The following is a 15,310-nucleotide window of genomic DNA, read 5'->3' as shown; positions in this document are numbered from 1 at the left end:
GTCTGTGACCAGAGACAATGACGCGCATGAATCGGTGGGCCCCGGCCGTTAACCTGACCACCGCGGTATTCGTCACCGCGGCGTGCCTGATTGCTCGACTACCCGGCGGTGTCGCGAGCGCCGAGGCCGCGCCGGTTTTCGGCGCCTGCCCGGCCGGCGCCGTGGCACCCGGCAGCGGCGCGCAGTGCGCGGTCATATCCGTTCCGAGAGACTATTCCTCGCCCGATGGCCCGCGCATCCATCTGATGCTCAGTCGTATTAGTGCGACCGGTACGCGCCTGGGCGCCATATTCGCGAATCCGGGCGGCCCCGGCGCCGACAGCCTGGGATATTGGGCGGGGCCCGGTCCGGGCACGCTCGCGGAATTGCGCCAACATTACGATCGGATCGCCGTGCAGCCGCGCGGATTACGCTGGTCCACCCCGCTGGATTGCGGCACCGGACCGCGCAGCGATCGCGGCGCCGTCCGGACCGCCTGTGAGGCGGCGCAACCCGGATATGTGCAGACCATCACCACCGCCGATACCGCGCGCGATATGGATCTCGCGCGGGACGCGCTGGGCCTGGACCGCATCGACTTCCTCGGTATCTCCTACGGCAGCTACCTGGGCGCGGTGTATGCCGCGCTGTTCCCGCGGCGCGTGGATCGGCTGGTGCTGGATTCGGTGGTGAATCCCGCGTGGGTGTGGACCGAGCAGTTCGCCCAGCAGCAACTGGCCGGAAAGCAGCGCCTGAACGACCTTTTCGACTGGATCGCCGTCCACGACGGGGAGTACCACCTCGGCGCGACGCCGCTGGCGGTGTACCGCAGCTGGGTCCGGCTGGTGGTCGCGCAGGGCGGCGGTTGGTACGCCAATCTCACCCCACCCCCGGCCACCGCGGCCGACGTGCCCGGGAATCTGCCGCGGCCACTGGTCGATGCGATCCGCGCGGGATACAACGGCAGCCGCGAGCAGATCGGCAGGCTCCAGAATATGGTCCGCACCCTGGCCACGGCCGGGACGGCGGCGCAGGTGCCCATGCTGGCCGCCACCACGGTCGCGACCTATACCCGCAGGGTCTGGCCGAAATTCGGTCGCGCCATGGCCGATGCCGCCGCCGACCCCGCCGATACGCGGGGCCTGGGCGCACTGCGAGATCTGGCGACGCCCGACGTCACCGGGCTGGATGTCTTCGCCGCCATCACCTGTAACGAGAACGCCGTGCCCGCGCGGCCGGCCCTGCTCGCCGCCGCGGCGGGCGTCGTCGCCTCGGGCGGCAACGCCCTGGACGCCCGTGCCGACCTGATCCGCTCCGGGGCGGCCTGCGTCAACTGGAATCCGGTGGCCACCCCGGTGCCGATCATCCACCCCGCCCTGCGCACCTCGCCACTGGTGCTGCAGAGCCGCCGCGACGCGATCACCGCGTACGAGGGCGGGCCCGCGATGAGCGCGGACCTGGGCGGCGCGCTGATCACCGTCGAGGGCGGTGATCACGGCACCTTCGGCCGCGGCAACGCGATCGTCGACCGGGCGGTGCTCACCTATCTGCGCACCGGCGCGGTCACCATCGACCATGCCGATCAGGCGCCGATTCGAGAGCACTGACTCAGTGCACGCCCAGTGCGCTCAGGATCATCGGCCGCGCCGTCGCGAGCGCCCGCTGCCAGTACGGCCAGCTGTGGGTTCCGTTCTCGATGTCGATCCGGGCGGGGATGTTCAGGGCTTTCAGGCGGTCACGGAAGATCCCGGCCGCGGTCTGCGCCATCGCCTCGAGCCCCATCGCATTCACCGTGTCGCCGACGGCGTGCGGCGCGTCGAGCGGTCCGGGTGTGCCGTTGCCCGAATAGACGTACATCGGCAGTCCACGCAGCAGTTCGGCCTGCAGCACGGCGTCGTTGCGTTTCCACGCGGGATCCCCGGGCGGACCCCACATATCGTCCACGTCGAAATCGCCCTCGTCCCACATGGCCGCGCGCATCCCCTCGTTCCAGAGCGGATACGTGGGATTCAGGAATCCGGAGAAGGATCCGGCGAACCTGAACTGATTGCGGTGGTGTGCGGCCAGGATCATGGCCGCGTCTCCACCCATCGAGGCCCCGACGATGGCGTCGTCGGTCCGGGACACGCCGTATTTCGCGAGGTACGCGGGCAGCTCCCGGGTCAGGAAGGTTTCCCACCTGTAGGTGAACGTCTGATGGTTGGTGCTGCTGGGCCGGTACCAGTCGGTGTAGAAGCTGGAATGGCCGCCGACCGGGAACACCACTGTGACGTTGTCGCCCGCGAATTGGCGCAGCGCGTCGGTGTCGCTCACCCACTCGCTGTGGTCGGCCGGCGCCCGCAGCCCGTCGAGCAGGTACAGCGCCGAACTCCCGCCGTGCGCGGCGAACTGCACCTGAACTTTGATCGGCCCCATGCTGGATGGGACGAGCAACTCCTGGAAGCGTCCCGACGGAGCACGCGATCGCATCGGGTGAACGGGCGCGGCCTCGGCCGCCACCTCGCCGAACGACGACACCAGCATGGCCGCCACCACGGCGGCTCCGGTCTTCCACAGCCACTCGCGAGCGACCAGCCGGTCCCCGGACCGCATCACCACACCCAACATATTTCCTACCTATTCCCGTAGAACTCGCGGGGAAACACGAGTTGCTATGGGGGAAAGCGGAATTTGCGGGAGATCTCCCGCGGAACGGGAGTAGTCGTGACGGGAGGTACGGAAAACTCAGCGGGCGCAGAGGAATTCGACGGCCGCGGCGTAGCCCTGGATGCCCAGACCGGCGATGACCGCGGTGGCGATGGGGGAGACGTACGAGTGGTGGCGGAACTCCTCGCGGGCGTGCACATTCGAGATGTGCACCTCCACGATCGGCACCTCGGGGATGACCAGGGCGTCGCGCAGGGCGACCGAGGTGTGGGTCAGGCCGCCGGGATTGATGACGATGGCCGATTCGGCGCCGCGGGCGGCATGGATCCGGTCGATGATCGCGCCCTCGGAATTCGACTGGTACGCAACGATCTCGCGGTCGAAACGGCCCGCGGTCTCGCGGCACAGCGCAACCACGTCGTCCAGGGTGTCCGAGCCGTACACCTCGGGTTGGCGGGTGCCCAGCATGTTCAGATTCGGGCCGTTGAGCACGAGAATCGGTGCCATGCCGGACACCCTATCGGGCGCCGATGACCTACAACCCGCGTGGCCCCTCGGCACGCAGGTCGTCGACCTTGGTCATGGCAGTGCGCAACTCGGCCAACCATTCCTCGGCGTGCTTACCGGCCAGCTTCACCGTCCAGGCCAGCGCGTCCGAGCGGGAGCGGGCCACGCCGGCGTCGACCAGGGTGTCGAGCACCTTGCGTTCGGGCTGGCGTAGCCGGGTCATCACCGGAACGGCCTGATGGGTGAACAGGATTCGTTCCTCGCCGACCTGCACTCCCCAGGAGACGGTGCGGCCGAAGCGGGCCTGTGCCTCCTGGGCTATCTGCATGCGGGCCGGGCGGGTCGTCTCGCGGAAGCGGGCGACCAGACCCTCCTGTGTGGCGCGCGGGACTTCGGTGGCGGGCGCCTCGGCGTCGGCCGGTTGCTCGGCGTCGACCGGAGCGCTCGACGTCGGCAGCGCGCCGACCACGACGATCTCGTCGCGGTCGATCTCTATGCTCGGCGCACCGCTGAACCAGTCATTCGGCAATCTTCCGGCGAACCAGTCGGGAGCGTCGGCGGCGTCGGGTAGGTCGGCCTGTTGCCAGCCACCCGGGCGCCCGAACCCGTGGCCTCCATGTGTATGTCTCATGGGCTTATACCTCACTTGCATCGAATGTGATGTAACACTGATTACAAGATTACGCTGAAAATGGTCCGGTGAATTCCGCTGGTGGAGAACAAGCTTGGGCCGAGCATTCGATGAACACGGCCGACGATTCAGTGGGCGGTGCTACGGATGTCATGAATCGGGCACTATTGTTGTCGCTGAGCATGGAGAATGCGGGCGGCGTCCGGACGGCGTCGCGGAAAGTTTCTGTCGGGTACGGTTGGTCTTGTTGCTGGAGTGACAAGAGTGAAGAGTGGGCCATATGGATGTGTGGGGACCCCGCCGCCTTCGCGTCAAGAGCGCAGCGGCACTAGTCGGGGCTGCGGTCCTGGCGATCACGATCGGGTCGTGCGGGATGCACAACACCCCGACCGACCCCCAGTCCATCGTCGATCGATTCACCCAGCTGCTGGACGACAAGAATGCCACCGATGCCGCGGATCTGACCTCATATCCCAGCGGCGCCAAGGCCACCCTGCAGCAGATGTTCGACGGGCTCAATCCTGGCAAACCCGATTACCAGGTCGCCCAGTACATCGGCCTGGACGCGACTTCGGGCATGTTCGACCTGAAAGGGGACTGGAACTTCGGCAAGGGCAAGGACTGGTCCTTCGATCTTCAGGGCAGCATTCGCAAGCTGGCGATCGGCTGGCGCATCTCCTGGGATCCGACCCTGGTGCTGCCGCAGATGGACAGCACCCGCTCGGTCAAACTGGTCCGCACCTACCCCACCCCGGACCCGAAGGTCGATGACAGCGTCGGCGCGCCGCTGATGACCGAACAGACGATCAACGTCATCAAGCTCGATCCGTCCAAGACCACCAACCTGGTGGCCTCCGCCAACGGCCTGGCCGCCGCCATCTCGCCGGTGGCCCCGCTGATCACCGGACCCTCGCTGATGCAGCAAGTGTCGACCGCACAGGGCAAGCCGATCGTCGCGGTTTCCCTGCGGGACGACGATTTCGCGATCCTGCAGCCGGCGCTGGCGGCGGTACCGGGCGTGGTGATGGAGAAGCATCCGGAGCTGGTCGTGGCGGATCGCCGCGTCTGGTCGCCGCTGACCGATGCCTACCAGAAGGTCTGGCAGGACGACCGCGACGCGCACTCCGGCTGGGGTGTGCAGCTTTTCGGCCCGGACGGCGCGTTGATCAGCCAGCTCGCGGGAACGCAGGGTCCGCCCGGCCCGGATATCGCCGCCACCATGGACCAGAAGCTGCAGCGCGCCGCCGAGGACGCGGTGGTCAGCGTCGGCACCGCCGCCTCGATCGTGGCGATTCAGCCGTCCACCGGCGCGGTCGTCGCCGCGGCGCAGAACAACCAGGCCAGTACGCAGGGCTCACCCGCGTTCACCACCGCGTATCCGGCGGGTTCGAATATGGACCTGTTCAAGGCCGCCGCGGCGATCACGAAGAACAAGGCGCCGCAGGACGTTTCCGTCCAGGACGCGGCCGAGGCGGCCGCCAAGCTCGGCGTCGGGATCGGATTCAAGGTCCCGGGGCTGGACGAGACCACCGGCAAGCTGCCGATCGCCGGACGCGGCTTCGAACAGGTCAACCAGGGCGGCAGCGATCCGATCCTGGCCAGCCCGTTCGGCATGGCCATCGCCGCGGCCACCATCGTGCGCGGTTCGGTGGCCCCGCCGATGATCGAGATCGGCCGTCCCGCGACCACCGAGGCCCAGCTGAGCCCGCTGCCCGGGCCGGTGCTGAACAAATTGCAGGCCATGCTGCGTGATTCGGCCGCCGACGGCCCGGATCTGGCGAGCCTGCGCCACTACGCGGGGGTCAACGCGTTCGCCGCGACCGCCGGCAACGACGGCTGGCTGATCGGGAATATGGGCGATCTGGCGTTCGCGATCCACATCGAGGGCATCGACAGTGGCAACGCGACCGCGCGGATGGCCACCCGCATGCTGCAGTCGTTCGCGACCCCCGACAGCTGACGGGGTGGCTGAGGCCAGTCAGCTCAACGCCTTCCAGGCCGCGCGCCAGCCGAGCAGAAACAGTGCCAGCACCGCCAGTGCGACCAGCACGAAGGTGAATGCGATGCCCTGCCCGGCCATCACCCGCAGCGCCATGCCGCCGAGCACGGTGCACAGCCAGATCGTCACACCGGCGGGCCAGAGTGGTCGCGCGTCGAAATTGGTCAGGACGGGGCCGAATTGGTGGCGGCCCGACTCGGTGCGGTTGGTGTCGCGGCGAGTGAAGTCCGCCACCGCCACGGCCCAGCCCAGGATGAGCCCGAGGGCGAACGGCCATAGCGTGCGGAACAATCCGGTGATCACCGCCTCGTGATGGCTGCGGCGCCCGATCAGGCAGAACACGATCACCAGCAGGGCGTCGATCACGAACGGCAGCAGTTTCTTCACCCCGGTAAGGGTAGTGGCAGTGCGTCCGGCCGGGTGTGCGGCCGCTCGGTCAGCCGGCCGATGTTTCGGGTCGCTGCTGGTCCGGATCGGACTCGTCGTGCTCGCGGGCGGGCTGGTCGGCGCCCGGTGCGCCGGGAGCTTCCGATTCGTCCGACGGCGCCCGGACCTCACCGCGCGGTCGTTGCTCGCTGCGCAGCGCCGAGCGTTCTTCGAACTCCTGCTCCAGCTCCGCATCCCCGGCCTGCGTGCCGCGGAACAGGAACGCGAACACGATCCATCCGACGATCGCCACCAGTACGAAGCTGACCAGCCGGTACAGCCCGGCGACGGCGACCGCCTGCGCGGCGGGCAGGCCCGCCACGGCGGTCAGGGCGTAGATCAGGGTGGCGTCGACATAGACGATTCCACCGGGTGCGAACGGAATGGTGCCCACGGCCTTTCCGACGCTGAACACGACCATCAGCGCGGCGAATCGCGGATGCGTGCCGACCGCGTAGCAGGCCGCCGTCAGGCACGCCACATCGCCGAAACGATGGACCAGCGCCCAGACCCCGACCAGCCCGGCGTCGCGACGGCCCAGATCCACCGCCTCCAGCTGGTGCAGGATCTCCTCGACCCGGTCCATCCCGGTGTCGGCGGGGTGCCGCCGTATCCGGTTGACCAGGCGCAGGACCCCGCGCAGGATCGCCCGCAGCGAGCCGGGATTGCCCGAGGTGTAATTCCCCGCCACGACCAGCAGCACCAGCGCGCCGAGTGACAGGCCCACCTTCCACAGCCCGACCCGGTCGCCGATCAGCACCGCCCCGCCGAGGCCGAGCAGCACCATGCCGACCGCCGCCACCACGCCCGAGATCACCAGCTGCCAGGAGGCCACGATCGGGCTCGCGCCCCAGCGCCGGGTCTGGCGATAGGTGAACGCCGTGGAGAACACCGGCCCGGCGGGCAGCGTCACCGACATCGCGGTCGCGCCGTATACGACCAGCACCGAGCGGCGCTGACTGACCGTTACCCCACCGGCGTGCATCAACTGCTTCTGGATGCGGCCGAATCCGCTCATCGAGGCCGCCGCCATCACGACGCACACCACGGCCCAGCCCCACTGGATATGGGCCAGGCTGCGCCAGGTCTCGTGCAGATGCGGCCAGAGGTAGGCGCCCTCGCCGATCAGTAGTGCGGATATCGCGATGCCGCCCACCCACTTCAGCCACCAGAACCGGCCGCGCCGACCCGATGCCGAGGGCGGTGCGGGATCACCGGCTAGTTCGCCATGGGCCGTCACAGTGGTCAGCCTAATGAGTGGGTATCGCCGGCAGAAGGGCCGTCGGAGACAGTAGCGGTTTCCTCACCAGTATCCTGCTGTCCGTCGGGCTTGGCCAGTCGCGCTGTGCCATGACCCGCGGCGGCGCCGGTCTCCCTGCTGCCGGTCTTGGGCCAGGCCAGCCGCGTCTTGCGCCGGCGTCCCCGCAACTGCACCTCGTTACCGGTTTCCCAGAGCCGCTGTTCGCCGAGGTCCGCGAAATACAGTGCGCTACCCGAGGTCAGCACCCGCTCCGGGCGGTCCTTGGCCAGTTCGGTCAGGCGCGAGGCCTCGTTGACCGGATCGCCGATCACCGTGTACTCGAAGCGATTCGCCGCACCGATATTCCCGGCGACGGCCAGTCCGGCCGACACGCCGATGCCGATATCCAATCCGGGCACCTGCCGTAGCGCCTCGCGCAGGTCGCGCGCGGCCGCCAGGGCCGCGGTCGGCGCGTCGGGACGATCCAGCGGCGCGCCGAAGATGGCCAGCGCGGCGTCGCCGACGAACTTGTTGATCAGGCCGTTGTGCCGGTCGATGACATCGACGACGATCCGGAAGAACTCGTTGAGCAGGCTCACCACCTCGGTCGGCGGGCGCTCGGCCGCCGTCGCGGTGGAACCGACCATATCCACGAACAACACCGCAACGAACCGGGTCTCACCGCCCAGTTCGGTGCCGTACTGCAGCGCGCGCCGGGCGACCTCCTCGCCCACATGCTGGCCGAACAGCTCCTGCAGTTCGCGGCGCTGGGCGGCCTCCTCCATCATCCGGTTGAAACCGACCTGCAGCAGCCCGATCTCCGAACCGTCGAATACCTCGACCTGCACATCGTGCGCACCGCCCTGCACCCGGTCGATGGCCCGGGACAGCTGACGCACCGGATCGGTGATGCTGGTGGCGGTCAGCATGGACAGCGCCAGCGCCTGCATGATGACCACACCGCACAGCAGCAGGATGGATATCGCCAGCGAGCGCGCCGAGAAGTGCACCTGCGAGGTGATCTGCGTGACACACAGCAGCACGATGGCGATGACCGGCGCGAACGTGCCCATGCCCCAGGTCATCGCCATGCGGGTGCCGACTCCGGGGGTGAGGGTGTGATCGAAGGTGCCCGTGGACAGCGCGTGCGCGGCGACCGGGCGCAGGATCCGCTCGCCCAGCATGTAGGTGAAGCCGAACACGATGGTGGCGGCCATACATTCGGTGACGATCACCGCGCCCGCCAGCCTCGGCGTGTCGACGATGATCGACGCGGCCAGCACCGCGCCGCCGACCAGCCATAACGCCAGGTGGACGATGGCCTGGCGCAGCGGGGCGTGCAGTGCGGCCATCTGCTCCTGGCGGCTCGGCGGGCCACCGCGCACCTGCCAGCGCATCACCGGGCGCAACATCAGCGCCGACGCGGCCAGGCTCAGCACGCCGCCGATCACGAAGACCAGCAGCGGAATCAGCAGGCCGGTGCGGCGCACCCCGTTGGGCGAGCCCTCGGGTGCGGGCAGACCGTACTGGATGAAGGCATAGACCAGGATGGCGCCGAAGGCGTTGGCCGCCAGCATCGATGCCAGGTACAGCGGCCAGCGCGTTCGCATGGTCTGTTTGACCGCTTCCAGAGGCGCTGACACGATGACCAATCTATCGTTCGCGCGGTGGGTTGTACGGTTGTGCTCCCGGCTGTGGCTGTCAACCTCACAACGCCTGACACGTGCCCGAGACGGCTGGGCCGGTTAGGCTCGCCGCGTGACCGACGTGGGTTCAGGCCAGGGGATGCCCGGAGAGACGAGCGCCCGGGCACGCCGTAGCGCGAAGGCGGGCCGGACCGCGGCCGACTCTGTGCATCCGTATGTGCGGGTCGGCGCCGAATGGTGCTGGCGGCTGCTGATCCTCGTGCTGACGGTGGTGGTCGTCGGATACCTGTCGCGCCGCCTGGCGACCGTGGTGATCCCGGTCGCGATCGCGCTGCTGATCGCGGCGCTGCTCTCGCCGCTGGTGGATCTGCTGCAACGGCTGGGACTGCCGCGGGCGCTGGGCGTATTAGTGGCCATGGTCGGCTCCATCGGGGTGATCGCCGGGGTGTTCACCTTCGTCATCGAGCAGTTCATCACCGGCGTCCCGCAACTTGTCGACGAATTCAAGACCAGCATCCATACCGTGCAGAACTGGCTGATCAACGGCCCGTTGCACCTGAGCAACGACCAGATCCAGAATTACGGCAACAGGATCGTCCAGACGCTGGAGAAGAACCAGTCCGCGCTGACCTCCGGGGCGTTGTCCACCGCCGCCGCCGTTGGTGAATTCCTCACCGGCGCGTTCCTGACCATGTTCATCCTGATCTTCTTCCTGTACGGCGGCGATCAGATCTGGCAGTTCGTCACCAGGATCGTGCCGACGCCGCAGCGCGATCGGGTGCGCATCGCCGGGCGGTTGGGTTTCGGGACGCTGATCGGATTCGTCCGCGCGACCGTGGTGGTGGCCGCGGTGGACGCCATCGGCATAGGCACGGGCCTGGCGATCCTGTCGGTGCCGCTGGCGCTTCCGCTAGGCACGCTGGTGTTCATCGGCGCGTTCATCCCGATTATCGGGTCGCTGCTGGCCGGTTCCATCGCGGTATTCCTGGCGCTGATGACCAAGGGGCTGGTCACCGCGCTGATCGTGCTGGGCATCACGATCGCGGTGATGCAGTTGGAAAGTCATGTGCTGCAACCGTTGCTGCTGGGGCGCGCGGTGCGCATCCATCCGCTGGCGGTGGTGCTCTCGATCACCACGGGGGTGGTGCTGTACGGCCTGGTCGGCGGTCTGCTGGCGGTTCCGTTCGCCGCGGTGATGAATACCGCCATCCACTCGCTGCTGGCCGGTGATCCACAGGAGGTGTACCAGGAGCTGCACAGCGGGGAATCGGGGCAGCCGATGTATCACGCCGAACCAGACTCGCCGGACCCGAGCCGCTACAACATGCCCGAACCGCCCGCCGCGACGGGCGAATCCGGCGCGAGTCCAGCCGATTCCGCACAGGATTCCGCTGACAGCCCGGTCGATCCGGGTCAGAGTTAGGCTGAGCCTCCGGCGATAAATCCCGTGCACCGCGGGAGGTCCCCTGTCATCGTGGTGGATGTCCGCAGTGGGCGAGGCAGCAGGGAAACGGCAGCAGGGCGTGGATCTCGGAAGCGACGGTGGGGCCGGATGCGCCGCATGACACCGCGAATGCTCGCGGCGTTGTGGCGCGGCGGGATCCCCACGGGCGATGAAGCGCTCGCCGAACCCTCGCCCGCTGCCGTCGCCACCGCACCGCTGTGGCGGGCGGCCCAGGCGTTTCGCGTGGTCACCGTGTTGTACGCGGTAGGGCAGCAGGTCGCCTCGGCGCCCTACTATCACCATCGGCCCCTGAGCTGGATCCTGATCGCGGTCCTGGTCCTCTGGTCGGTGGTCTCGGCGATTCTGCTGTCGCAGTGGCGATATGAGCACATCACGCGGTTGCGCACCGTCGTGGTGATCGCCGACCACCTGATGGTGATCGCATTGATGGCCTCGACCCGTCTGGTCTCCGATCACGCTTGGTATCACAAGCACCAGACCATCCCGACGACCATGTGGGCGGCCAATGTGGTGATCGGCGCCGCGGTGCTGACCGGTCCGGTGGGCGGCGTGCTGTCGGGTATCGGGATCGCACTGGTGAGCATCGCGGTTCGCGCGCAGTGGGATGTGGGTCTGTACACCGACGCCACCGCGCCGATGCTGGTGTCGGTCGGCCTGGCGCTCGGCCTGGCCGCCAATGCCGCCCGCGGCGCGCAGCACCAGTTGCAGCGTGCGGTGCAGCTGACCGCCGCGACCCGCGAACGGGAGCGGCTGTCGCGGGAGGTGCACGACGGCGTGCTTCAGGTACTCAGCTACATCAAGCGGCGCGGCACCGAGATCGGCGGTGCGACGACCGAATTGGCGCAGCGTGCCAGCGAACAGGAGGTCGCGCTGCGGGTGCTGCTCACCGAACAGGGCGACCTCGATCCGCTGGCCGAACCGGGTTCCGATGCGGCACAGCAGGATCTGCGTCCGCTGCTGACCGTGCAGGCCACGCCGTCGGTCGTGGTGTCGGTGCCCGGTCATCCGGTGCCGGTTTCGCGCCGGATGGGCCGTGAACTCGCCGCCGCGGCGGCCGCGGCACTGTCCAACGCCGCGCTGCACGGCGGCCCCGAGGTGAAAACCTATGTGCTGCTGGAAGATATCGGCAAGGAACTGATCGTCAGCGTGCGCGACGACGGCCCGGGCATTCCGGCCGGGCGGCTGGCCGAGGCCGCCGCCGAGGGCAGGATGGGCGTGTCGCGATCCATCGTCGGGCGGATCGCCGCCCTGGGCGGCGTCGCGGAGCTGCGCACCGACGATGGGACCGAATGGGAATTCCGGGTGCCCCGAGGCCCGGACGGGAGGTGGGGATATGTCGGATGATGCTGTACCCGCGAGCATCTCGGTGATGGTGGTGGACGACCACCCGATGTGGCGCGAGGGTGTGTCGCGCGATCTGACCGAGGCGGGGTTCGAGGTCATCGCGACCGCGGAGGATGTCGCCTCGGCCATCCGCCGCGCTGCGGCGGCGCGGCCGGATGTGGTGCTGATGGACATGATGCTGCCCGACGGCAGTGGCGCCGGCGCGACGGCCCACATCCTGCGGGTGTCCCCGCGCAGCCGGGTGCTGGTGTTGTCGGCCTCGGCCGAGCGGTCCGATGTGCTGGAGGCGATCAAGTCCGGGGCCACCGGATATCTGGTCAAGAGCGCCTCGGCGGCCGAGCTGATCGCCGCCGTCCGGGCCACCGCCGCCGGTCAGACCGTCTTCACCCCCGGCCTGGCGGGGCTGGTGCTCGGCGAATACCGCCGCATCGCCAACGCGCCGGTCGACCGGGACGCGCCGCAGCGCCCCGCGCTCACCGATCGCGAGACCGAGGTGCTGCGCCTGGTGGCCAAGGGCCTGTCCGCCAAGCAGATCGCCACCCGCCTGACCCTGAGCCACCGCACGGTGGAGAATCACGTTCAGGCCACCCTGCGCAAACTCCAGCTCGTCAACCGCGTGGAGCTCACTCGCTACGCCATCGAACAGGGGCTGGAGTAAGCCGGTGCGGGAGATCAGGGATTGCCCTGATGTGCGGCGCGCGGCCCGTCGGTAGCCTCGATGTCATGGCTGGTGAAACGCCCGTGGGGGTGGTGGGTGATCGGAATCTGCGGGTCTCCGATGCCGAGCGCGAACATGTCGGGATGCTGTTGCAGCGCGCGGTGGGCTTGGGCATGCTGTCGCTCGGCGAGTTCACCGAGCGGATGGATACCGCGCTGGCGGCGAAGACCCGGGGGGAACTGAACGCCGTGCTCATCGACCTGCCGGGTATGCGGCTGGTCGGCCAGCCGAATCCGGCGCCGCCGCCGTACCCGAAGCCGCCGCGTCATCCCGGGGGCGCCGCCGAGCCAGGAAACACCATCCGTTCCCGGATGTCCTCGGTCACCCGCCGGGGCCCCTGGATGGTTCCGCCGTCGCTGTACCTGCACAACCACATGTCGAACGTGACGTTGGACTTCACCCAGGCCATGATGTCCACCCAGGTCGTGGAGCTGCGGATGAACGACGTCTGCTCCTCCCTGACCCTGATCCTGCCGCAGGCGGCGACCGCCGATCTCAACGGTCTGGAGCTGATCGGCTCCACCGCGAACAACAAGGTGCGCACCGGGCCGCCCATCGGACCGCTGCATCTGGTCGTGCACGGCCGGGTGCGGTTCGGATCGGTCACCGCCAAGGCGCCGTTCGCCATGCAGTGGCGTCGCCTGATGGCCGGGTTCTGACCCGGTAAGGTCACCCCATGGTGCAGCGCACGGCGGTCGAGCCGGAACCGTACTACCGCTCCGGCCGGGGCGAACCGGTGCTGCTGCTGCACGGATTGCTGCTCACCTGGCAGTCCTGGGGTGCGGTGCTCGACGAATTATCCGGTGATCACGAGGTTTTCGCGCCGACCCTGCCGGGCCACTGGGGTGGTCCCGGGGTGAGCAGGCCCGCGACCTTCGCCGCGCTGGCCGATTTCGCGGCCGCCACCCTCGACGAAAACGGCTGGTCCGCCGCACATCTGGTGGGCAATTCGCTCGGCGGCTGGCTGGCACTGGAATTGGCGGCGCGCGGTCGCGCCCGGTCGGTGACCGTGATCGCGCCCGGGGGCCTGTGGGAATCCGACGCCAAGGCCGCACAGCAACTGGTGCGCAAGTATCGCGCCTTCGGCCCGGTGATCGGCATCGGCGCGGGGTCCGCGGCTCCGGCGATGGTGCGCAGCCTGGTCATACCGCTGCTGGCGCACCGGCCCGCCGCGGTGCCGCACGGGCTGGCCACCGCCAATGCCGCCGCGCCCGCACACTGCCACATCGTCGACGACCTGGCCGAGGATCCCGCTCTCGCACAGGGATTCACCCGTCTGGCCGAGATCGACGTCCCGGTCACCGTCCTGCTCTGCGAGCACGATCGCGTGCTGCCGCCGCGCCTGACCGACCGCGTCGCGAGCGTGTCCGATATCGAATTCCGCACCCTGCCCGATGTCGGCCACGTCCCCATGCTCGAGGCCCCGGGGCTGGTCGCCGCGCAGATCCGAGCCGGCATCGCCCGCGCCGCCGACCTTACCGGCACACCATCCCCCTGATCCCGGGTGTATCGCCCAGGCGGATCGGTCGAGGATCTGTGGCGACACGCTGTGCGCGGCCCTGATTTCCGGTCGGCACCTGCCGGCTCCCGGGCTCATCCGTGCCAGCGGGTACCGTGCTCCTCCACATAGTTGTCCGGCTTCTCGACGGTGAAGAAGTAGGACGCGAAACTCCGGCGCGAGCGCGGTCCCGGCAGTGGCACGGGATGTCCGTGGAACGACGTGCTGGAGGTCTCGAATATGACCGTCCGATTGAACTGCGGCAGGACCCTGGTGATGTGGCCGGCGGGGGCGACCAGATGCAGATGTCCGCCATCGGCGTCGGTCCAGTCCTCGTTGAGGTACACGATCACATTGAGCCTGCGATACAGCCCCTCGCGACTCCGATTGAAATCGGCATGCACCGCAAGCTTTCCGCCGGGTTCGATCTGGTGATATCCGGCGCCTTCGGTACGCAGATGTAGTTCCGGTAGACCGAAGGCGGCCGCGAACTCGGGACCGCGCGCCACAATCGACTCGACGAACTCTTGCGTTCGCTGACCCCAGAGGTCAGAGCCGCCTTCCAGCTTCACCTCACGCTGGTTGTCGTTGTAACGCCACCAGCGATCGTCATCCGGCTCCGGGAACTCCGACAACACCCCGCGCAGGACCGCGTCATCCCAGAGGCGTTCCACGATCATGTGCCTGAAAGGTTCGCGGATAATACCTGTCGGGCGAACGACATTCACGATCGACAACCTCCCGGACACCTGGACCGATGCTGGCCCGGCACGGTCGCACCATGCGCCACCACGGTCGCGATAGTACCCGAGCCCTTCGCCTGCGCGCCTGTTCAATATGCGATGCCGGTAGATCGAACGTCCGGCCGTATCGGGTGTATCTCGCGCCGTTGGCCGGAGTTCTCTAGTCCCGGTTCTGGCGGCGGAGCAACTCGTTCACGCTGACGGTGCGGTTGCCGCTGTCGTGATGCTTGCCCTCGTCCGGGTCGGCGCCGGGGGAGCGGCGGCGCGAGGAGCGCAGGTCGGCCATCCACTGCTCGATGCTGCTGCGGTTCGCGTCCTGTACCGGTTCGCCCGGGGCCGCGTCGGGAGTGGGTGCGGACTGCTCGGCGGGGGCGGACGGGACGGCCGGTGAGTTCGCCTCGGCCGGCGGCGTCGGCGGCTGTGTGGTGCGCTTCTGCACCGGGCGGCTCGCGATCGGGAGTGTGGGCT

General features: G+C 68.5%; 15 protein-coding genes. 7 read left to right on the top strand and 8 right to left on the bottom strand.

Features of this window, described 5'->3' with window-relative positions; all coding sequences use genetic code 11:
* Nucleotides 1–26 precede the first annotated feature (26 nt).
* Nucleotides 27–1,586, top strand: coding sequence for an alpha/beta fold hydrolase (locus tag JZ791_RS20630; protein ID WP_216896798.1), 1,560 nt, complete (start codon nucleotides 27–29; stop codon nucleotides 1,584–1,586).
* A 1-nt stretch (nucleotide 1,587) separates the two neighbouring features.
* Here JZ791_RS20630 and JZ791_RS20625 read toward each other — a convergent pair whose 3' ends face one another.
* From JZ791_RS20625 to abmR, 3 genes are all read right to left on the bottom strand, one after another.
* Nucleotides 1,588–2,586, bottom strand: coding sequence for an alpha/beta hydrolase (locus JZ791_RS20625; protein ID WP_254206025.1), 999 nt, complete (start codon nucleotides 2,584–2,586; stop codon nucleotides 1,588–1,590).
* A gap of 117 nt (nucleotides 2,587–2,703) precedes the next feature.
* Complete coding sequence (gene aroQ / locus JZ791_RS20620; RefSeq protein ID WP_216896797.1) at nucleotides 2,704–3,132, bottom strand: type II 3-dehydroquinate dehydratase; 429 nt, start codon at nucleotides 3,130–3,132, stop codon at nucleotides 2,704–2,706.
* 28 nt (nucleotides 3,133–3,160) lie between these two features.
* Complete coding sequence (abmR, locus tag JZ791_RS20615) at nucleotides 3,161–3,763, bottom strand: ATP-binding transcription factor AbmR (RefSeq protein ID WP_216896796.1); 603 nt, start codon at nucleotides 3,761–3,763, stop codon at nucleotides 3,161–3,163.
* A gap of 280 nt (nucleotides 3,764–4,043) precedes the next feature.
* Here abmR and JZ791_RS20610 point away from each other — a divergent pair, with 280 nt between their 5' ends.
* A complete protein-coding gene (locus tag JZ791_RS20610; RefSeq protein WP_216896795.1) occupies nucleotides 4,044–5,723 on the top strand; it encodes an NTF2-like N-terminal transpeptidase domain-containing protein in 1,680 nt (559 codons plus the stop codon).
* A gap of 18 nt (nucleotides 5,724–5,741) precedes the next feature.
* On the opposite strand, the gene JZ791_RS20605 is transcribed toward JZ791_RS20610, so the two are convergent.
* The 3 genes from JZ791_RS20605 to JZ791_RS20595 are packed head-to-tail and all read right to left on the bottom strand — an operon-like array spanning nucleotide 5,742 to nucleotide 9,038.
* Nucleotides 5,742–6,149, bottom strand: coding sequence for a DUF3054 domain-containing protein (locus JZ791_RS20605; RefSeq protein WP_216896846.1), 408 nt, complete (start codon nucleotides 6,147–6,149; stop codon nucleotides 5,742–5,744).
* 49 nt (nucleotides 6,150–6,198) lie between these two features.
* On the bottom strand, nucleotides 6,199–7,428 hold the full coding sequence (locus JZ791_RS20600) for a lysylphosphatidylglycerol synthase transmembrane domain-containing protein (RefSeq protein ID WP_216896794.1): 1,230 nt from the start codon (nucleotides 7,426–7,428) through the stop codon (nucleotides 6,199–6,201).
* A 5-nt stretch (nucleotides 7,429–7,433) separates the two neighbouring features.
* Nucleotides 7,434–9,038, bottom strand: a complete 1,605-nt coding sequence (locus JZ791_RS20595; RefSeq protein ID WP_216896839.1) for an adenylate/guanylate cyclase domain-containing protein — start codon at nucleotides 9,036–9,038, stop codon at nucleotides 7,434–7,436.
* Between the two features lie 175 nt (nucleotides 9,039–9,213).
* On the opposite strand from JZ791_RS20595, the gene JZ791_RS20590 reads away from it, so the two are divergent.
* The 5 genes from JZ791_RS20590 (at nucleotide 9,214) to JZ791_RS20570 (ending at nucleotide 14,099) form a co-directional block, all read left to right on the top strand.
* Nucleotides 9,214–10,497 (top strand): AI-2E family transporter, encoded by a 1,284-nt coding sequence (locus tag JZ791_RS20590; protein ID WP_216896838.1) that lies wholly within the window; start codon nucleotides 9,214–9,216, stop codon nucleotides 10,495–10,497.
* Between the two features lie 129 nt (nucleotides 10,498–10,626).
* Nucleotides 10,627–11,883, top strand: coding sequence for a MacS family sensor histidine kinase (macS, locus tag JZ791_RS20585; protein WP_254206024.1), 1,257 nt, complete (start codon nucleotides 10,627–10,629; stop codon nucleotides 11,881–11,883).
* On the top strand, nucleotides 11,873–12,541 hold the full coding sequence (locus JZ791_RS20580; protein ID WP_216896793.1) for a response regulator: 669 nt from the start codon (nucleotides 11,873–11,875) through the stop codon (nucleotides 12,539–12,541). Before macS ends, JZ791_RS20580 begins: the two co-directional genes overlap by 11 nt.
* A gap of 92 nt (nucleotides 12,542–12,633) precedes the next feature.
* On the top strand, nucleotides 12,634–13,260 hold the full coding sequence (locus JZ791_RS20575; RefSeq protein ID WP_216896836.1) for a DUF1707 SHOCT-like domain-containing protein: 627 nt from the start codon (nucleotides 12,634–12,636) through the stop codon (nucleotides 13,258–13,260).
* 17 nt (nucleotides 13,261–13,277) lie between these two features.
* On the top strand, nucleotides 13,278–14,099 hold the full coding sequence (locus tag JZ791_RS20570; protein ID WP_216896792.1) for an alpha/beta fold hydrolase: 822 nt from the start codon (nucleotides 13,278–13,280) through the stop codon (nucleotides 14,097–14,099).
* Nucleotides 14,100–14,194: 95 nt separating this feature from the next.
* Here the strand turns inward: JZ791_RS20570 and JZ791_RS20565 are convergent, their stop codons facing one another.
* The gene (locus tag JZ791_RS20565; RefSeq protein WP_216896791.1) at nucleotides 14,195–14,779 is read right to left on the bottom strand and encodes a 2OG-Fe(II) oxygenase; all 585 of its coding nucleotides are present in this window, start codon (nucleotides 14,777–14,779) and stop codon (nucleotides 14,195–14,197) included.
* A 223-nt stretch (nucleotides 14,780–15,002) separates the two neighbouring features.
* Nucleotides 15,003–15,310: hypothetical protein (locus JZ791_RS20560; RefSeq protein WP_216896790.1), on the bottom strand; the 308-nt coding region annotated here is incomplete at its 5' end.

The sequence above is a fragment of the Nocardia alni genome, from assembly GCF_019038435.1.
In the GTDB taxonomy this organism is placed as follows: domain Bacteria; phylum Actinomycetota; class Actinomycetes; order Mycobacteriales; family Mycobacteriaceae; genus Nocardia; species Nocardia alni.
Note: the sequence above shows the minus strand (reverse complement) of the source record. Positions and strands in the feature narration are given on the sequence as shown.

What these genes read in the sequence shown, in the direction of transcription:
- JZ791_RS20580 (WP_216896793.1), top strand. Translation starts at nt 11,873, where the DNA reads ATGTCGGATGATGCTGTACCCGCGAGCATCTCGGTGATGGTGGTGGAC.
- abmR (WP_216896796.1), bottom strand. Translation starts at nt 3,763, where the DNA reads ATGAGACATACACATGGAGGCCACGGGTTCGGGCGCCCGGGTGGCTGG.
- JZ791_RS20565 (WP_216896791.1), bottom strand. Translation starts at nt 14,779, where the DNA reads ATGATCGTGGAACGCCTCTGGGATGACGCGGTCCTGCGCGGGGTGTTG.
- JZ791_RS20590 (WP_216896838.1), top strand. Translation starts at nt 9,214, where the DNA reads ATGCCCGGAGAGACGAGCGCCCGGGCACGCCGTAGCGCGAAGGCGGGC.
- JZ791_RS20595 (WP_216896839.1), bottom strand. Translation starts at nt 9,038, where the DNA reads ATGCGAACGCGCTGGCCGCTGTACCTGGCATCGATGCTGGCGGCCAAC.
- macS (WP_254206024.1), top strand. Translation starts at nt 10,627, where the DNA reads ATGCGCCGCATGACACCGCGAATGCTCGCGGCGTTGTGGCGCGGCGGG.
- JZ791_RS20610 (WP_216896795.1), top strand. Translation starts at nt 4,044, where the DNA reads ATGGATGTGTGGGGACCCCGCCGCCTTCGCGTCAAGAGCGCAGCGGCA.
- JZ791_RS20570 (WP_216896792.1), top strand. Translation starts at nt 13,278, where the DNA reads ATGGTGCAGCGCACGGCGGTCGAGCCGGAACCGTACTACCGCTCCGGC.
- JZ791_RS20630 (WP_216896798.1), top strand. Translation starts at nt 27, where the DNA reads ATGAATCGGTGGGCCCCGGCCGTTAACCTGACCACCGCGGTATTCGTC.
- aroQ (WP_216896797.1), bottom strand. Translation starts at nt 3,132, where the DNA reads ATGGCACCGATTCTCGTGCTCAACGGCCCGAATCTGAACATGCTGGGC.
- JZ791_RS20625 (WP_254206025.1), bottom strand. Translation starts at nt 2,586, where the DNA reads ATGTTGGGTGTGGTGATGCGGTCCGGGGACCGGCTGGTCGCTCGCGAG.